The organism is Croceicoccus estronivorus, from assembly GCF_001625325.1.
Lineage (GTDB): Bacteria > Pseudomonadota > Alphaproteobacteria > Sphingomonadales > Sphingomonadaceae > Caenibius > Caenibius estronivorus.
The window spans coordinates 589,414-606,305 of record NZ_JRQQ01000002.1; the positions used below are offsets into that span (position 1 = coordinate 589,414).

General features: G+C 60.9%; 16 protein-coding genes. 9 read left to right on the forward strand and 7 right to left on the reverse strand.

Annotated features, from left to right (window positions below; all coding sequences use genetic code 11):
- Nucleotides 1-10 precede the first annotated feature (10 nt).
- The 3 genes from MB02_RS06125 to hemC form a co-directional block, all read right to left on the reverse strand.
- Nucleotides 11-964 carry a hypothetical protein gene (locus MB02_RS06125; protein WP_235829434.1) on the reverse strand — a complete coding sequence of 318 codons (954 nt, stop codon included), beginning with the start codon at nt 962-964 and terminating at the stop codon, nt 11-13.
- Nucleotides 965-1,028: 64 nt separating this feature from the next.
- Nucleotides 1,029-1,709 (reverse strand): uroporphyrinogen-III synthase, encoded by a 681-nt coding sequence (locus tag MB02_RS06130; protein ID WP_067533939.1) that lies wholly within the window; start codon nt 1,707-1,709, stop codon nt 1,029-1,031.
- Nucleotides 1,706-2,635 (reverse strand): hydroxymethylbilane synthase, encoded by a 930-nt coding sequence (hemC, locus tag MB02_RS06135; RefSeq protein WP_082825992.1) that lies wholly within the window; start codon nt 2,633-2,635, stop codon nt 1,706-1,708. Before hemC ends, MB02_RS06130 begins: the two co-directional genes overlap by 4 nt.
- Nucleotides 2,636-2,680: 45 nt before the next feature.
- On the opposite strand from hemC, the gene tsaD reads away from it, so the two are divergent.
- From tsaD to MB02_RS06175, 8 genes are all read left to right on the forward strand, one after another.
- Entirely contained in the window at nt 2,681-3,715 is a 1,035-nt protein-coding gene (gene tsaD / locus MB02_RS06140; RefSeq protein ID WP_067533946.1) for a tRNA (adenosine(37)-N6)-threonylcarbamoyltransferase complex transferase subunit TsaD, read from the forward strand.
- A complete protein-coding gene (locus tag MB02_RS06145) occupies nt 3,712-4,716 on the forward strand; it encodes an NAD(P)H-dependent glycerol-3-phosphate dehydrogenase (protein ID WP_067533948.1) in 1,005 nt (334 codons plus the stop codon). Before tsaD ends, MB02_RS06145 begins: the two co-directional genes overlap by 4 nt.
- Complete coding sequence (locus MB02_RS06150; RefSeq protein WP_067533951.1) at nt 4,713-6,206, forward strand: lipopolysaccharide biosynthesis protein; 1,494 nt, start codon at nt 4,713-4,715, stop codon at nt 6,204-6,206. Before MB02_RS06145 ends, MB02_RS06150 begins: the two co-directional genes overlap by 4 nt.
- Nucleotides 6,207-6,297: 91 nt before the next feature.
- On the forward strand, nt 6,298-7,941 hold the full coding sequence (locus tag MB02_RS06155) for a vWA domain-containing protein (protein WP_067533954.1): 1,644 nt from the start codon (nt 6,298-6,300) through the stop codon (nt 7,939-7,941).
- 44 nt (nt 7,942-7,985) lie between these two features.
- A complete protein-coding gene (locus MB02_RS06160; RefSeq protein WP_067533957.1) occupies nt 7,986-8,726 on the forward strand; it encodes an OmpA family protein in 741 nt (246 codons plus the stop codon).
- Nucleotides 8,727-8,848: 122 nt separating this feature from the next.
- Nucleotides 8,849-9,430, forward strand: coding sequence for a hypothetical protein (locus MB02_RS06165; protein WP_067533960.1), 582 nt, complete (start codon nt 8,849-8,851; stop codon nt 9,428-9,430).
- A gap of 102 nt (nt 9,431-9,532) precedes the next feature.
- Entirely contained in the window at nt 9,533-9,784 is a 252-nt protein-coding gene (locus MB02_RS06170; protein WP_067533963.1) for a hypothetical protein, read from the forward strand.
- A gap of 128 nt (nt 9,785-9,912) precedes the next feature.
- Nucleotides 9,913-10,908, forward strand: coding sequence for an HpcH/HpaI aldolase/citrate lyase family protein (locus MB02_RS06175; protein ID WP_067533966.1), 996 nt, complete (start codon nt 9,913-9,915; stop codon nt 10,906-10,908).
- A 9-nt stretch (nt 10,909-10,917) separates the two neighbouring features.
- Here MB02_RS06175 and MB02_RS06180 read toward each other — a convergent pair whose 3' ends face one another.
- From MB02_RS06180 to MB02_RS06195, 4 genes are all read right to left on the reverse strand, one after another.
- On the reverse strand, nt 10,918-11,751 hold the full coding sequence (locus MB02_RS06180; RefSeq protein WP_067533969.1) for a fumarylacetoacetate hydrolase family protein: 834 nt from the start codon (nt 11,749-11,751) through the stop codon (nt 10,918-10,920).
- 54 nt (nt 11,752-11,805) lie between these two features.
- Nucleotides 11,806-12,303, reverse strand: coding sequence for a lipocalin-like domain-containing protein (locus MB02_RS06185; RefSeq protein WP_170304639.1), 498 nt, complete (start codon nt 12,301-12,303; stop codon nt 11,806-11,808).
- A 122-nt stretch (nt 12,304-12,425) separates the two neighbouring features.
- The gene (locus MB02_RS06190; RefSeq protein ID WP_067533972.1) at nt 12,426-13,214 is read right to left on the reverse strand and encodes an SDR family oxidoreductase; all 789 of its coding nucleotides are present in this window, start codon (nt 13,212-13,214) and stop codon (nt 12,426-12,428) included.
- A gap of 105 nt (nt 13,215-13,319) precedes the next feature.
- Nucleotides 13,320-15,452, reverse strand: a complete 2,133-nt coding sequence (locus MB02_RS06195; RefSeq protein WP_067533976.1) for an acetate--CoA ligase family protein — start codon at nt 15,450-15,452, stop codon at nt 13,320-13,322.
- A gap of 403 nt (nt 15,453-15,855) precedes the next feature.
- Here MB02_RS06195 and MB02_RS06200 point away from each other — a divergent pair, with 403 nt between their 5' ends.
- Nucleotides 15,856-16,848 carry a cyclase family protein gene (locus MB02_RS06200; protein ID WP_067533978.1) on the forward strand — a complete coding sequence of 331 codons (993 nt, stop codon included), beginning with the start codon at nt 15,856-15,858 and terminating at the stop codon, nt 16,846-16,848.
- The last annotated feature ends 44 nt before the right edge of the window (nt 16,849-16,892 follow it).

The following is a 16,892-nucleotide window of genomic DNA, read 5'->3' on the forward strand; positions in this document are numbered from 1 at the left end:
CGCCTTACGCTCAATTTTCTACCGCAGGGCTTAGCTGCTCCACCGACTTGCCACGGGAATCCCGCAGGTCATGCGGGTCCAGCACGGCAGTCGTCTCGATCAGATCAAGTGCTGCTTGCGCAGCGGCATAGCGTTCCGCATCGCGCACCCAATCCTGCACATGATCCGCATCCGCCCCCGGCATGTTTTTCACTTCGGCCACGGCTGCTTCGACCCGGCCACTTTCGAGGAACATCTTGGCCCTTTCCAACCGGCGGCGCGGCGCGGGAGAAGGGGAGGTATCGCGGCGGATGACGAACAGGTTGTTGAGCTCACGCTGGGCACGCGTCCAGAAACCTTCACCCTCGGGCGACTTGACCAGCGCCGGAGAGATTCCCTCAAGCCGGGCAACCAACTGGTCCAGCGTAACCGGATCGCGAGCATCTTCGATAATGGTCCTCACGGCGTTGGGACACGCGTCACCAAATCTCAACCGCAACTGATCGGCAAGATAGCCAAGCGGCGCCCCTCGTTCCATCGCGCGGCGAGTAGCAAAGGCAATCAGCAATCCTTCAGCCCGCGCAGCATTACCCGATGCAGCCTGCGCTTGCAGGTCGAGGCGGGTGAGGCGCTGCTCCATAGCGGCAATCCGTTGATCGAAGCCGCCTTGCGCCTCGGCCACCCTCTCCACCTTTTCGGCAGCACCCACCGCTTCCGCGGCGGCGGCGGCAATGTCCGGACCCGGCTTCTCGAGTTTGATATCCTCATCTGCCGATGTTTGAGCGGCTGCGGCTTCCTCATCCACCTGTTCCGGAACAGGCGCGCCCAACGACCGGATGTCGAACCCATTCCGCCAGGCTACCCAGCCTACTGCCGCAGCCCCAAGTACAAAAGCCACCAGAACGCCCAGAATAAACGTCCTGATCCCCAGCTTCCGGCCAGAGATGCCACTTTCACTCGAATATGTCCGCTGCTCGTCAGCCATGCTGGTTGCCTAGGGTCATCATCCTGTCAGCGCAAGAGAATGCGTGCCGCCATGTCGAACCCGATCACTGACACATGTCCGTGGCGAGGGCCAGCAAGGCATCTTCCTGCGGAATATCTGCGGAGCGGCATGCGGCCCATCCCTCCCCCGCAGCCGCTGCGATGCGGGGACCAAGCGCGGCGAGCGCCAGCCCGTTGCGCTCGATACCAACACGCTGACATTCCGCTGCGAAATGGCATGCAGCGGCAGCGGAATGAAGCAGCACCACACCACCGCCCTGCAACCGCGCTGCGAAATCAGGCGAGATCGGACATGGTACGCTTTCATAGGCGATCCCGGTCAGAAGGGTGATCCCATCCGGCGGATTGAGCGGAACATGCTCTGCCCCCGCGATCCTCAAGAGAACCAGTTCTTGCCCCGCCAGTTCATCCAGAAGCCCCTGCAATCCACCGGATCCCACACCGCCAATAGTGAACCCGGCCATTCGCGCCGCATCGGCTGTCGCCTTGCCAACGACATAAGCGGGTTTCTCCCGCAAGCGTTCCAAAGCACTGCCGCCATGACGGAGAGCATTGGCGCTGCCGAGCAATATCCCGTCGAAACTGTCAGGATCCGGCATCTCCCAAGCCACCGGTCGAATCTGGGTGAGCGGTTCCCCAAAAATATCCAACCCTTGGCGCTGCCCTGCCGTAATCGTGGCGGAAAGGCCCGGTTCCGGCCGGATCGCAAACAAAGGCTTGCTCATGAAGCGCCATCAAAACAGGCAACTATGGCAGGCCCGGCGCGAGCGAGAAGATCTGCCGCGAGGCTGGCAGCTCGTTCAGGTGCCGTGACCGGGAAGTGAGCCTGCCCATCCACTCTGTCCACGCCATCCGGGCTGAACAGCGCAGCTTTCAGGAAGATTTGATCGTCTTGTACTTCACTCAAGACTGCAATCGGGCTGTGGCAATTGCCCCCCAGTGCCAGCAGCAGGGCTCGCTCCGCCATGACTCTTGCCCGGCTAGGCCCGTCGTCGACGACCGCGAGTAAAGCCTGTGTCGCCTGATCGCCCGCCTTGCATTCAATACCGATTGCCCCCTGCGCCGGCGCCGGGAGCCATTCATGCGGATCGAGCGGGGTCCCCACATCCAGTTGCCGCAATCTTTGAAGCCCGGCTGCAGCCAAAAGCGTCGCATCGGCTTCCCCGGCTTCCAGTTTACCCAGACGCGTCGCAACATTGCCGCGAAAAGAAACCACAGAGCAATCGGGCCGAGCATTCAGCATCTGAGCGGCGCGGCGCGGCGCGCTCGTACCGATCCGCGCACCTTGCGGCAGGGCCGCTATGCTCTCCGCTCCGACCAGAACATCGCGCACGTCCGCACGCGGCAGAATGGCAGCTATGGTCAGCCAGTCGGGCCGGATCGTCTCCACGTCCTTCATGGAATGAACCGCAGCGTCGATCCTCCCTTCATCCAGCCAAAGGTCCAGTTCCTTCGTCCAGAGCGCCTTGCCACCGATTTCAGCCAGCGGGCGATCGAGAACCTTGTCCCCGCTAGCGACAACAGGGACCAATTCGATCTCCGCTTCGTCCCATCCATGGGCAACGCAGAGGCGAGCACGGGCCTCTTCCGCCTGAGCCATGGCGAGGGGTGAGGATCGGGTTCCGAGGCGAAGTCTGTAGGGTCCATTCATTACGGCTGCTTGCCCTAATGGCCAATGTCGTTCAGGGGAAGCGCGATGGCGTTGATCCTCGGCATAGAATCGAGCTGCGACGAGACGGCGGCAGCACTTGTCACGTCGGAGCGGGAGATCCTGGCGCAGCGTATCGCTTCGCAGGATGACGCGCACCGGCCCTATGGCGGGGTCGTGCCGGAGATCGCCGCACGCGCACACGCAGAACGCCTCGCACCCTTGATCCAGGCGACACTGGCCGATGCCGGCCGCTCGCTGGACGATGTCGATGCCATTGCCGCAACGGCTGGCCCCGGCCTGATCGGCGGCGTGATGGTCGGCCTCGTCACTGGTAAGGCTCTGGCGATGGCCGGCAACAAACCGCTGATCGCCGTCAACCACCTGGAAGGCCACGCCCTGTCGCCACGCCTTGCCGATCCTGCACTGCAATTTCCCTATGCCTTGCTCCTGGTCTCCGGCGGGCATTGCCAGATCCTGCGAGTCGAAGGTGTGGGGCAATATCGCCGTCTGGCGACGACAATCGACGACGCACTGGGGGAGGCATTCGACAAGACTGCCAAAATCCTTGGCCTTGGCTATCCCGGAGGCCCCAAGGTCGAAAAGCTGGCTGCGACGGGCGATGCCAAGGCCGTACGCTTGCCCCGCCCCCTGCTTGGCTCCAGCGAACCGCACTTCTCGTTCGCCGGTCTGAAAAGCGCGGTTTTGCGGGCAAAGGAAAGCGGTGATCATCGCGACCAGGATATTGCCGCCAGCTTTCAGGAAGCCGCGATCGATTGCGTTATCGACCGGTTGAAACATTCCCTCCCTGAATTGGAAGGGGCCACGGCACTGGTGGTCGCAGGGGGTGTTGCGGCCAATCAGGCCATGCGCGGTGCTTTGGAACAATTCGCCGAAACGAACGGTATGCCGTTCACTGCCCCGCCGCTCCAACTCTGTACCGACAATGCCGCGATGATCGCCTGGGCCGGTGCGGAGCGTCATGCCGATGGTCAATCCGATCCGCTCGACTTCACGGCCCGCCCGCGCTGGCCGCTCGACCCGAATGCTGAGCCCGCCCGCGGCGCCGGAGTGAAAGCATGAAGCCCGCTGCGCCAAAGATCGGGGTGATCGGTGCCGGTGCATGGGGCACGGCCCTGGCCCAGATGCTGGCGTCAGACGGTCGCGATGTCCTGATCTGGGCTCTGGAGCCCGAAGTGGTCCAGGACGTCAACTCCCACCATCGCAACAGCTTGTACCTTCCTTCCGCACAACTGGCAGAAACAATCCACGCGACCGACGACCTGACTGAAGCGGCGCAATGTGCAACGCTCCTGCTGGTGACACCGGCACAACACCTTGCCAGAATACTTGGCCAGATGCCGCGCCTGCCACGCGATCTCGTCCTTTGCAGCAAAGGGATCGAAAATGGCACGGGCCGGTTAATGAGCAACGTCGCCAGCGATGCCGCACCCGATAGCGAGATCGCAGTCCTCTCGGGGCCGACGTTCGCCCACGAGGTTGCCGCCGGGCAACCCACAGCGGTAACACTGGCATGCGGCGGCGGCGACGCCCAATGGGAGCGGCTCGCCCCTGAGATCGCCCGTACGACTTTCCGCCCTTATTATTCGACCGATGTAATCGGAGCGGAAGTGGGAGGATCGGTGAAGAATGTCCTCGCGATCGCCTGCGGTGTCGTCGATGGGCTCGGCCTCGGGCAGAATGCCCGGGCTGCACTAATCGCGCGCGGCTATGCAGAGATGCTTCGTTTCGGTGAAGCCTTGGGCGGTCAGGCTGCAACTCTGGCCGGTCTATGCGGATTGGGCGATCTCGTGCTTACCTGTTCGTCCACCTCAAGCCGCAATTTCTCACTGGGCAAAGCGCTCGGCGAAGGAGCGCAGCCTGAGGCTCTGATGGCTGACCGCAGAACTGTCGCAGAAGGGGCCTTCACTGCCCCCGTACTCGTTGAACTTGCCCGCAAACACGAGGTTTCCATGCCGATTGTGGAGGCTGTTCATAGTTTGCTGAACGGCGCCCCGGCGCGTGAAGTCGTGCGGGGGATACTCGCCCGCCCCCTCAAACCCGAACAGGAAGAACCTGCGTGAGCGAGACTGCCGCGCAGGATGACATCGCCGCCCTGGCCAAAGGGGGGCGAACGAATTTTCTTGGCTTTCTGCTGCGCCTAGCCGCGCGTCTGCCGTTCCTGTTCATCGCAGGGCGCCTTTATGGCGCGGATGCACTGGGTCGTTTTGCCTACGCGCTGGTGGTTGTGGAATTGCTGGGGCAGCTCTGCGCGCTCGGCCAGAAACGGGGCCTTGCCCAATGGCTTTCCCATGCGGAAGACCGCAATCCCGCGAATATCGTCACTGACGGGCTGTTTCTCGCCACGCTGTTCTCCACTCTGGTCGCAGTTCTGCTCTACCTGTTTCCCATCCCCATGTTTCCCAGCGGGGAATATACAGCGATCGACCGGCTTCTTCCGCTCGGCATCGTATTCCTTTCATGGACGGAAGTCGCCCTTGCCGCGCAAGCCTATCGTTTCGATATCGGGACGACTGTGCGGGCCCGCGCAATCGTGGAACCCTGGACGATTTCGATCATGGCCGGGGTCATGTATTTTCTCGCGCCCGACAGCGGGTTGGCAATCGCCTATCTGCTGTCCGTCGCCGCGGCGGCCGTTACCGCTTTCTTCCCGCTGATACGCACATACGGCCTGCCGCATAAGTGGAAGCCCCATCCCTTGCTGATGTGGCAACTCGTGCGTCAAAGCCTGCCACTGGCGACTGCCGATGCTATCGAATGGGGCACGCGGCGGATCGACATTGCCATCCTGGGCCTGTTCGCCTCACCTGCCACCGTGGGTGTCTATTACGTCGCCCAACAGGTCGCCAGCCTGCCGCAGAAACTGAAGACCAGCTTCGAACCCATTTTGGGCCCGGTGATCACCCGCAACCTCAAGGAAAAGAATTACGCCGCGATTGCCAAACAGGTTTGCCAGGTCGGTTTCTGGATCACAGCCGCGCAGGCGGGGATTGCCCTGGCCCTGGGCATTCCAGGCGAAGGTGTCATGGGGCTGGTCGGCCCCAACTTCGTCGCCGGTACGGGGGCCATGGCCCTGTTGCTGGCTGCCGAGGTGGTAGCGGCCACAGCGGTCGTGTCCGAAGCCGCGCTTGTCTATGTCGCGCGTATTCGCAATCTGTGGATCTCGCTTTTGACCATCGGATTCCAGGCGCTTGTCAGTGTTGGCTTTATCCTGCTGGTGAAGAATCTTGGCCTCGGTGAGTTCTATTGGGCGGCTGCGGTGGCTGCGGCCCTCATCGTCGCGTTGGGCGCTTCTTCAGTGGTCAAGGCGTGGCTTCTGGCCCGCATTCTTGGGGAGCGGATCAACAACTGGCGCTGGGCGCTGGTTTGGGCCGCCGCCCCTGCTACGGTCATTGGCTGGATTGCGACACAGTTGCCCGAATGGATGGAATTGCTGTTCGGGATACCAGCCATCCTCTTCGCGTATGGATGGATGATCTGGCACAAGGGTTTCGGACCGGAGGACAGAGTTCTCTTCCGCCGCAAGATCGGTCCGCAGGCAAGCGAAACATAACGGATCATCGCTGGAAAAGAGCGTTCAGTCGCGGTTCACCGCCAAGACACGAGCCTGCCACGCAATCACCACGCCACCGGAGCGGACAGCCATGCGCCTTGCCCAATTTACCACCACAACCTGTCTGGCTTCATTGTTGGCTGGATGCGCCACACAGCCGGAAGGCAACGATATCGTCGTGACGGGGCAGCGCAACGAAACCACAACTGAAGGCGCGCCGCCCCCTTCACCGCCGCCCGTGAACATTGCCGGTGCTCCTCCCCTCATGGTCAAAGCCGCCCCAATGCGGGCAGCACCCGGATATTATGTCCCGCCGGTCATGGTCGCGACCGATCCCGGCCGCGAGCGCTACGACGGGGAGAAGATTTCTCCTGTCAAGCTGACAGTGACAGAGCCTGTTTCAACCTTTTCCGTCGATGTCGATACGGGCTCCTATGCCAACACGCGCCGGTTTCTGACTCAAGGCGCATTGCCCCCCAAAGATGCCGTCAGAACCGAAGAAATGGTGAATTACTTCCGCTATTCCTATCCTGTTCCCGAAATGCGCAGCGCGCCTTTCACCGTCTCCACCGATCTTGCCCGGACGCCGTGGAATCCGGAAACCCGCCTCCTCCGCATCGGCCTGCGGGGATACGACCTGCCTCGCAAGGATCGCCCACCCGCCAATCTGGTGTTTCTGGTCGATGTCTCCGGCTCGATGAACAGCCAGGACAAGTTGCCGCTGGTCAAGGCTGCCTTGTCCGGTCTGGCAGGCGAACTGGGCGAGAAGGACAAGGTTTCCATCGTCGTCTATGCCGGTGCGGCCGGAATGGTGCTGGAACCGACCAACGACACGCGCAAGATCCGCGATGCACTCGACCGGCTGCAGGCAGGCGGATCGACCGCGGGCGGCGCGGGGCTTCAACTCGCCTACCAGATTGCCGAGGACAATCGCATCCAGGGCGGCGTCAACCGCGTCATTCTCGCCACGGATGGTGATTTCAATGTCGGGATCAGCAATCGCGATGCGTTGATCGAAATGATCGAGAAAGAGCGCGACAGTGGGATCACGCTGACCACACTGGGTTTCGGCACCGGCAATTACAACGAAGCGATGATGGAACAGATCGCCGACCATGGGAACGGCAATTACGCGTATATTGACAGCGCTCTGGAAGCCAGGAAAGTGCTAACCGACGAAATGGCCTCGACGTTGTTCACCATCGCCAAGGACGTAAAAATACAGGTGGAGTTCAATCCGGCCTCCGTCAGCCAGTATCGCCTGCTCGGTTACGAGAACCGCGCCCTGCGCGAAGAGGACTTCGATAATGACAAGGTCGATGCCGGAGAAATCGGTGCCGGGCATCAGGTGACCGCGATTTATGAAATCGTGCCTGCCGGGGCAAAGGGCTGGATCGGACCGCGTCGCTACGGCGATAAACCCGCCCCGGCAGGAGCCACGAAACCCGGCGAACTGGCCTACGTCAAACTGCGCTACAAACTTCCCGATGGGGACACCTCACGCCTCATCGAACGGGTAGTGCCTGCAGCCGGTCTGCAAAATTCCGCTATGCCACATGGCGACATGGCCTTTGCCGCCGCCGTTGCCGCGTATGGGCAAAAGCTGCGCGGAGATCCATTGCTGGGCGATTTCTCCTATCGCGATATCGCCGCCCTGGCAGGCAAACAGTCGGATTTCTGGCGGCAGGAGTTTATCCGCCTTACTGCCGTGGCCGACGGGCTTTCCGGCAACTGAATTGCGCCTTTCCCATATCCTCTCCCCTCGTTAAGGGAGAGGATATGCAATTCGGCCCCGCAATCGCACTGTCTGCCGGAGCGTGCCTGACTGCTTTGTTTGCAGTGGGCGTCGCCCAAACCAGTGCGGATGACATCGCCGTAAAGCTGCAGGCACAATCCCGGCAGGCCATTGCCCAGGCCGGTGCCCGCGGTGTCACGGCCGATTTCTTCACTGCTGGCGGATGGCCTACCCGGCATCCGGTACTTCTGGGCAATGGGAAATTGAATGAATCTACCCGCGCGCATGCGGCAAAGGCCGTCGCCGCCATTCCTGGCGTCGGCAGTGTCCATTGGGCTGACGCGACAGGTTTTGGCACTGCCGCGGTGCCTCCTCCCAAGCCCCTTCATTGCCAACGCGATGTCGAGGCTCTGCTACGCGCCCGTACGATCCGCTTCGAAGAAGGGAGCGCTGCCATTGATCCGGCCAGCCGCGAACTGGTAGGTGAAGTGGCCGAAGCCCTCCGGCCATGCCTGGGTAGCGTGATCGCAATTACCGGCCATACCGACAGTTCCGGAAACGAGCCGGGCAATCTCACGCTTTCCCGCGAACGGGCGGAAGCTGTGCAACGCGCCTTGATCCGCCGTGGCATTCCTGCCGACGGACTACGCGCGATCGGCGTGGGATCGAGCAAGCCTGTCCCCGGCCTGGACCCGACTGACCCGGCCAACCGGCGGATCGAATTTTCCGTCATCGAAACCGTTCCGCTCAAGCCGACTCCGGTCGACCAGCCGGGCCCGCGATAGGAAACCGCATGCCGATCTGGATGGAACTCCTTGTGCTGTCTCTGATTGCTTATGGCCTTGGCATCGCGATAGGCTGGGGCATATGGGGTCGCTCACGCCCCGACATGGGAGGGAATGCGTAAATGACAGTACTGTTTGAACAATACTGGTGGCTATTCGTCATCGCCCTGCTGATCGGGGTAATCATCGCGTGGCGTGTGTTTGGCAAGGGAGGCAAGGCCCGGATAGACACATCATTGACCGCCGACGTGCTTCAGGAAGGTGCGGCCCCGGCAAAACGCAATCAGGCATTGATCGACGCTCCTCGCACTTCAGCCCAGCCTGAAATGCCGCCCCCTACTCCTCAAGGGATGTCCGGAGTTGGAACTGCCGTTGCCGCCGCCGTCCAGCATCAGGAACATGAACGCCACGAGGCAGAACACCGCAAGGATGAGGCAGAAGCGGAAGTCAGCACCACAGAGCGGGCCAGCGACGATCTGACCCGCATCAAAGGCCTCGGCCCGAAGCTGGCCAAATTGTTGCAATCCCTCGGCATTACCCGCTTCGAACAGATCGCTGGATGGAACGATGCCGACATCGATCAGATCGATGCCGAACTGGGCAATTTCCGGGGCCGTATCCGGCGCGACAACTGGGTTGAGCAAGCAGGCTATCTGGCAAATGGCGATACGGCAGGCTTCGAAGGCCGCTTCGGAAAGTTGTAAGCTCGTCGGGCTCACTTCCCTGCCACAAGCGACCGGCAGCAATGCTGCGACGCAGCATATGAACGATTGCAGCGAATCGCATTGTGATGTTAGGAAAAGGGCATGGCAGAGAAGAAGAGCCCGTTGAGCAACTTCATCCCGGTCAATCCGGCCGTATCGCAGGATTGGCTCGCCACCATGTGGATGATGCCGTTCCAGATGTCGATGGCCTGCTGGGAAAGCTGGATGGCCATGTCGGACAATTATTGCCGCACGGTTTTCCGTCCGGCATCATTCCACGGCCACGAACACCACAAGCAACTGGAAGTGCCGGACCCGATCATGGAAGACGGCGAACACGACCTGTTTGCCTGACCGGGCACATTCCGCCTTCCATTCCCGATACAATTGACAGCCCTGCTGCGTTAAGCTGGACGAAGTGTTCTGGCCCACGCTAGGGCTTTTGCTTTGTTTCATTCCAGCTTTGACGAGGCCCCATCAAGATGAGCGCCAATCCGGTTCATCCCGACCATGCCCTTTACGCCGGCGAGCGTCAGGCCCCGGTCATTCCAACAGTCGATCACTATGCCGGCGCCGAAAAAATGATCCGCAAGGCGCTTGTGTTGCAAGAAGAACTGGGCCCGGTGTTCGATGTCACCGGGGATTGCGAAGATGGGGCCGCTGCTGGCGAAGAAGAAACCCACGCCCGGATGGTAGCCGGTCTGATCGCTTCCGATGCCAACAAGTTCGGCCAGCTTGGCATGCGCGTTCATGCCCCGCACCATCCGGCCTGTCATGCCGATATCGACATCCTGCTCGACCGCGCAGGGGACCGGGTCGCGCATATCACCGTTCCCAAGGCAACTTCTGCGGGCGAGCTGGGTGCGGTAATCGATTATATCCGCGAAGGCTGTGCCCGGCGCGGTATCGAGCGTGAGATACCGATTCATGCGTTGGTGGAAACCCATGGTGCCGTGGCCGACGTGAAGGTGATGGCCGCTCTGCCGTGGATGCGCGTGCTGGATTTTGGCTTGATGGATTTCATCAGTGCCCACGATGGCGCGATCCCGGCCAGCGCCATGCGCAGCCCCGGCCAATTCGAACACAAGTTGCTGATCCGGGCCAAAACGGAAATGGTCGCGGCCGCTCTCGCCAACGGGCTAGTCGCGGCTCACAATGTCTGCCTCGATCTCAAGAATCCGGATGTGGTGCGCGGCGATGCCAGTCGGGCACGTCTGGAATTCGGCTTCCTGCGCATGTGGAGCATCTATCCGGCCCAGATCCAGCCCATCGTCGAAGCGATGCGCCCGGACTATAGCGAGGCAGAAGATGCCGCGGCCGTGTTGCTTACGGCTCAGGCAGCCGATTGGGGCCCGATTCAATACAAGGGCGAACTCTATGACCGGGCGAGCTATCGCTATTACTGGAAGACGCTGCAACGTGCGCGCATGTCCGGTATTCCCGTCGGTGCGGAAGCAGAGACAGCGTTTTTCAGTTAAGCGCGCGCCTTAAGTTTCGTCCACGACCGGATTTGCCAGAGTACCCAGCACCCCGATGGACACTTCGACCTCATCCCCGCCCTTCATATAGAGCGGGGGCGTACGTCCGGCACCGACCCCTCCCGGTGTGCCCGTAGCTATCACATCGCCCGGGACAAGCTCTGTAAAGGTCGAACAATAGGCAATGATGGCTGCGACGTCATGGATCATGTCCGAAACAGGCTGATCCTGCACAATCTCTCCATTCAACACTGTCCGCACTCTATGCGCCCCGAGATCCTGAATTTCATCAGGCGTCACCAGTGCCGGGCCGAAACCACCGGTGCCGGGAAAGTTCTTGCCCGGAGTGAACTGGCTGTTGTGCCTCTGCCAATCGCGGGCGGAGGCATCGTGAAAGATTGAATAACCGGCGATATGTTCCAGCGCATTCTCCCGTTGGATACGCCGCCCCGCCTTTCCGATCACGATGGCCAATTCGCCTTCGAAATCAAAGGCGGTGCTTTCACGCGGGCGAACGAGCGGGTGCCCGGCAGCGACCAGAGTGTTTGCCCAGCGTGTAAAGATCGCAGGGTACCCTTTTTGCTCACGCCCCATTTCCTCGACATGGCTCGCATAGTTCAGGCCCACGCAAAGTATCTTTCCGGGGTTTGGAATAACCGGGAGCAGGGATAATTCGGAAAGGGAAAACATTCTGCCCGAAGAGAGATCGGGCAATGTGCCAGCCGCAATTGCATCGACAAGATATGACGGCTCACCAGGCACACCGCAATCAGCGACCAATTCTCCCTCGAGCCTGCCGAAACTGGACACCCCGTCCGGCCGCTTGAAACTGACGTAACGCATAGTGCAACTCCCGGAGATGTGAATTCGGTTCGTTTCCGGAACCTTCCGCTCAACTCAGTGGCCAGGCAAAGTGCCGGAATTGCGACGACGCCAGGTTATCCGCACGAGATCGTCGCCCGTTTCCGCTTCCAGGAACAGCAAGTCCCCGTCGAAACCATAGCGCCGCGGCTGATCGACAGCGGCGAAATTGGGGTACCATGCGCCCTCGACATGGTGAGTCACGACACCTTCTGCGGCGTCCACGCTGTAGGTTCCAAAATACCCGGTATAGGCTCGCAACGAACGCCCGAGATCCTCATCCGACACATGGTAGATCGTCGGCGCGTCCAGCAACGGCCGGTTTGCCATCGACAGATGGCAGCTCATATGCCCGTCCGCACTGTACATGATGATGCCTATCGCATCTTTTCCGAACGGATGGCTGACAGTCCCATCGGGATGGAAGGTTTCCCAACAGACCAGTTCCCATCCACCGACCAGGGCGCGAACAATATCGGCATCTCCCGTTTTCGAAGCCATTTCAGGTATCGAAACAGAAGTGGGTTCGCTCATCGACTTATCTCCCGGCGACATCCCGGGCTACCGGGCATCACATGTGTTCCTCTACAGGGACGCTCGGGCCTGCAACCGTACCTGTCAAGCCAAAGCCGGACTGCAATCGGTATTCGGGCAAATCAGAACGTGCCCGGATAGGCCCCACCGTCCAGCAGGATGTTCTGCCCATTGATATAACCAGCCTGTTTGCTGGCGAGGAACGCACAGGTCGCGCCAAATTCTTCAGGATGCCCGATCCGGCCGGTTGGGTTGGCCGTTGCCAGTTCCTTCCATGCCTGTTCAAAGGAAACACCGCGTCTTTCAGCCGATGCCCTGGCAAGAGCACGCAACCGGTCGGTTTCGAATTGCCCCGGTAACAGGTTGTTGATCGTCACCCCGTTTTTCGCGACTTCTCGCGCAAGCCCTGCGACAAATCCCGTCAAGCCCGACCGCGCCCCGTTGGACAGGCCCAGCAAGGCAATCGGCGCTTTGACTGCTCCGGAAGTGATGTTGACAATCCGTCCCCAGCCTTTGCCCTGCATGGCCTCGATGACATCACGGATGAGAAGGATCGGTGCGATCATGTTGCTGGAAAGGGCCCTTTGCCAATCTTCCTCATCCCAATCCGTAAACTGCCCTGGCGGCGGACCGGCGGCATTGGTCACGAGGATATCCGGTTCAGGACAAGCTTCGAGCAATGCATAGCGGCCTGCTGATGTGGTTACATCGGCACAGATACTTGCCACCGGACGACCGATAGCTTCCGCCAGTTCATCGGCGGTGAGGCCAAGCGTTTCCGCTGTCCGCCCATTTATGGTTACATCGGCGCCAGCCTTGGCCAGCGCGAGGGCACAGGCCTTCCCTAACCCTTGCGAAGAGCCGCAAACCAGCGCCTTGCGCCCGGCAAGGCCATAATCGAGTTCGTGCATCCATGCCTCTCCTTCTCTGGACCTATCATGGCACAGGACATGGCGGAGGCCAGCCGGTTCATGCCCGAGGCCACAAAACCCCGGGCATCAAAACAATTTCAGCGCTTACTCCGCGTCGTCGCCAAGGATGACAAGCGCGTCGGCAGCAACAGCACGCCCATTGGCGATACGGATCGGATTGACGTCGATTTCGGATATTTCCGGCAGTTCAAGCGCCATCTGGCCCAGCCCCATGACAGCCGCCACGACAGCATCGATTTCGTCCGGTTCCAGACCACGGCGCGCCGAAGCAATCCGCCCGTCACACAGGCTTTCGACAACCTTGCGCGCCATTCCCGCATCGAACGGCGGGCGCAGCATCGCGACTTCGGCCAGCACTTCGACAAGTACGCCGCCCATGCCGACCACGACGATCGGTCCGAAGGAAAGGTCCCGCTTGATCCCGCAGGTCAATTCCATGCGGGCAGGCACCATTTCCTGCACGAGGATGCCGGAAAGCTCAACATGCGGGGCACCCCGCGCAACATCGTCCAGCATGGCTTCCGCCTCTGCCTTGACCGAACCGGCTTCCAGCCCGAGACGCAGGCCTCCAACATCGGATTTGTGCATGAGTTCAGGGCTCATGTACTTAATCGCGACCTTGCCGCCGATTTCCGCAGCCGCAGCATCGGCATCAGCCGGTGTCGCCACCAGTTTCTCACGCGTCACGGGTATTCCGTATTCAGCGAAGAGTTGCTTGCCCTCATGCTCCATCAGGACCTTGCGGCCATCGCAGGCCGCAAACAGAGCCCGTGCGCGTGCAATCCGCGCTTCGTCCTTGGCAGGAGCCTTTACGATGTTAGGCCGGTCGAGCGACTGACGCGCCAGTGCCCCCAGCGGCCGAACCGCACGTGAAGGGTCCAGATAAAGCGGTGTGCCCGCCTCGGACACCATCGGCACCGTGGCGGTACAAAGGATGGATACGGGCTTGTCAGTGCCAAGATCGCCATCGACCAGAGCCTTGATGAACTCTGTCGTATGATCCCAGGTCACACAGGTTATCATGTCGATAGACGGGCTCTTGCCCAGATAATCCATGATCCCGACTGCGGAATCCTGATGAGCAATGATCTGCGACGTCGTGTCGATCGGGTTGCCAACACTTCCGAAAAACGGCTGCGGCATGATCGCTTCCAGTTCTGCCTGCTCCTCCGCAGAGAACTCAGGCACGGTCAGCCCGACTTCGGCCGCTTCGTCCGTCAGCAGCACGCCTGCGCCACCGGAAGTGGTGAGCACGGCCATCCGACGGCCTTTCACCCGTTTGCCCGTCTCGAACATCAAGCCGAGATCGAGCATTTCCTGCATGGTTTCGGCGACATGGACGCCATACTGGGCGCAGACCGCATAGAGCACATCGGCCGACCCGGTGATCGATCCCGTATGGCTCATCGCCGCGCGGGCTGCCTCTTCCGAACGCCCTGCCTTCAACAGCACGACCGGCTTGTCCAGTTCCAGCGCCCGCTCTGCAGTTTCTATGAAAATGTCCGGATCGCGCAGTGTCTCAACACACGCGAGCAGCACTTTCACTTCCGGGCGTTCAATCAGATAGCGGCAAACCATCGCCACGTTGCAATCGACTTCGTTGCCCGTGCTGACGAACCAGCCCACGCCCAGACCAGCGCGCATCGCCATCAGCGAGATGTAGGAACCGAAGCCCCCGCTCTGCGAAACCAACGCGGTTCCGCCTGCAATCGGCAACGGCGAATCCGGTGTAATCGCGAAGTTCGCCATCACACCGCCGTGCATGTTCAGGTAGCCAATGCAGTTCGGGCCAAGAATGCGAATGCCCGTACGACGGGAAATATCCGCCAGGCGATCCTGCAATTCCACGCCTTCGCCGCCGACTTCGGCAAACCCGGAAGTCACGACAACCGCCCCGCCGATACCGGCCGCGGCAGCGGCTTCGACCATATCCGGCACCAGCTTGGCCGCGACAGCGACAACGGCGAGGTCGACAGTTTCCGGCAAATCGGCAAGCGAAGAATAAGCCTTCACCCCCATGATCTCCGGATCGGACGGGTGGATCGGGTAAAGTGGCCCCTTGAACGCGCGCTTCAGATTGGCGAATAGCAGGCCGCCGATGCGGTGGGCTGAATTCGAGGCGCCGATCAGCGCGATTGAGCGCGGCGACAGCAACCGGTCCATCGCGGACGGTGTCGTGCCCTGGGCGGCGTCATTCAGAGTCTGGCTGGCGGACATGGTCTCTCCTTAAACTTTTCCGTTCCGAAATCCCGACGCACGCAAGCCGGGCAGAATTTGCCTGCCTCCTGCATAGGTGCAACGGGCTTGGCAAGCCGCTTCGGCGAACGGAACCGGTCAGACTGATCTGGCCCAGCCCCATATTCAACCGCATGCCTCGGGGCAATCCCACTTCGCCTCGTCAACGCGCATGTTTCGGGTCAGCGGAATACCCTGGCACGCTCCATCGCCGCTGCACAGGCAAACACTATTTTCAGCCCTTGCCCCTGACCGGATAGATCCTGCAATGCTGGAAAACTGCCCATTTGTTTTGACAGCCTCCCGTCGCTATCTCACGCTGCAACCTCGATGCGGTCCGGGTGCGCCTGCGCGCGCCACGCATGGGAAGACAGGGAGAAATTGAATGCGCTGGAAACAAAGGCCTGAGGGATCGAACTGGGGCGATTTCGGGCCGGATGACCAGATCGGGCGAATGAATCTACTTACCCCCGAACGACGGCTTGGCGGGATACGGGAAGTAAAGGAAGGCATCGCCTTCACGCTTAGCCTGCCACTCGATTATCCCGGCCAGATGATCGAAATGCGCAAGCCGCCGAAACTGTTCGTGGAACAATTGGACGACGGGCCTGCGTACAATCAGGTCAGCGATCACTGCTCTGACGTGATGTGCGATGACGGCGTTGTGCTTTACACACAGTTTTCCACCCAGTGGGATTCGCTCGCGCACATGGGTCAGAAGTTCGACGCGGACGGCGATGGAGTCGCGGAAAAAGTCTATTACAATGGCTATCGGGCACACGAGCACTTGCTCGGCCCGGAAGACCCCGGCGGCCCGTTCGCCAAGGCGCTGGGAATTGAAAACATGGCCGCAGCCGGGATCCAGGGCCGTGGGGTCATGGTCAACCTGAAGGAAATGTTCGGGACCGAACAGAAATTCGTCGGGTACGACGACCTGATGCGCACGATCGACGCTCAGGACGTCGACGTACGAACGGGGGACTTCCTGCTGCTCCACACCGGCTATGACGAGGCGGTACTCGCAATGGGCAAGAAGCCCGACAAACCGAAACTGGATGTGACCGGTGCCGGTCTTGACGGCAAGGACGAGCGACTACTGCGCTGGATCGACGACAGCGGCATCGTGGCGATCTGTTCAGACAATCTCGCTGTCGAAAGCTACGATTGGTACAATCCACCGGGGGCGGGCCACGCGATCCTGCCACTCCACGAACTGTGCCTGTTCAAGCTCGGCATCCATCTGGGCGAACTGTGGCTGTTGCATGAACTGGCCGAATGGCTGCTTGCCAACAAACGCAGTGCATTTCTCCTCACCGCACCACCGCTTCGCCTACCCGGCTCCGTCGGGTCCCCCGCGACGCCGGTGGCAACTGTCTGAGAAATGTGAAAGGCCGCCCTCGTGTAAAGGAGGGCGGCCCTTGC

Excerpts from the sequence above, each read along its gene's own strand:
- MB02_RS06125 (WP_235829434.1), bottom strand. The coding sequence starts at position 964 with ATGGCTGACGAGCAGCGGACATATTCGAGTGAAAGTGGCATCTCTGGC.
- MB02_RS06130 (WP_067533939.1), bottom strand. The coding sequence starts at position 1,709 with ATGAGCAAGCCTTTGTTTGCGATCCGGCCGGAACCGGGCCTTTCCGCC.
- hemC (WP_082825992.1), bottom strand. The coding sequence starts at position 2,635 with ATGAATGGACCCTACAGACTTCGCCTCGGAACCCGATCCTCACCCCTC.
- tsaD (WP_067533946.1), top strand. The coding sequence starts at position 2,681 with ATGGCGTTGATCCTCGGCATAGAATCGAGCTGCGACGAGACGGCGGCA.
- MB02_RS06145 (WP_067533948.1), top strand. The coding sequence starts at position 3,712 with ATGAAGCCCGCTGCGCCAAAGATCGGGGTGATCGGTGCCGGTGCATGG.
- MB02_RS06155 (WP_067533954.1), top strand. The coding sequence starts at position 6,298 with ATGCGCCTTGCCCAATTTACCACCACAACCTGTCTGGCTTCATTGTTG.
- MB02_RS06160 (WP_067533957.1), top strand. The coding sequence starts at position 7,986 with ATGCAATTCGGCCCCGCAATCGCACTGTCTGCCGGAGCGTGCCTGACT.
- MB02_RS06165 (WP_067533960.1), top strand. The coding sequence starts at position 8,849 with ATGACAGTACTGTTTGAACAATACTGGTGGCTATTCGTCATCGCCCTG.
- MB02_RS06170 (WP_067533963.1), top strand. The coding sequence starts at position 9,533 with ATGGCAGAGAAGAAGAGCCCGTTGAGCAACTTCATCCCGGTCAATCCG.
- MB02_RS06175 (WP_067533966.1), top strand. The coding sequence starts at position 9,913 with ATGAGCGCCAATCCGGTTCATCCCGACCATGCCCTTTACGCCGGCGAG.
- MB02_RS06180 (WP_067533969.1), bottom strand. The coding sequence starts at position 11,751 with ATGCGTTACGTCAGTTTCAAGCGGCCGGACGGGGTGTCCAGTTTCGGC.
- MB02_RS06185 (WP_170304639.1), bottom strand. The coding sequence starts at position 12,303 with ATGAGCGAACCCACTTCTGTTTCGATACCTGAAATGGCTTCGAAAACG.
- MB02_RS06190 (WP_067533972.1), bottom strand. The coding sequence starts at position 13,214 with ATGCACGAACTCGATTATGGCCTTGCCGGGCGCAAGGCGCTGGTTTGC.
- MB02_RS06195 (WP_067533976.1), bottom strand. The coding sequence starts at position 15,452 with ATGTCCGCCAGCCAGACTCTGAATGACGCCGCCCAGGGCACGACACCG.
- MB02_RS06200 (WP_067533978.1), top strand. The coding sequence starts at position 15,856 with ATGCGCTGGAAACAAAGGCCTGAGGGATCGAACTGGGGCGATTTCGGG.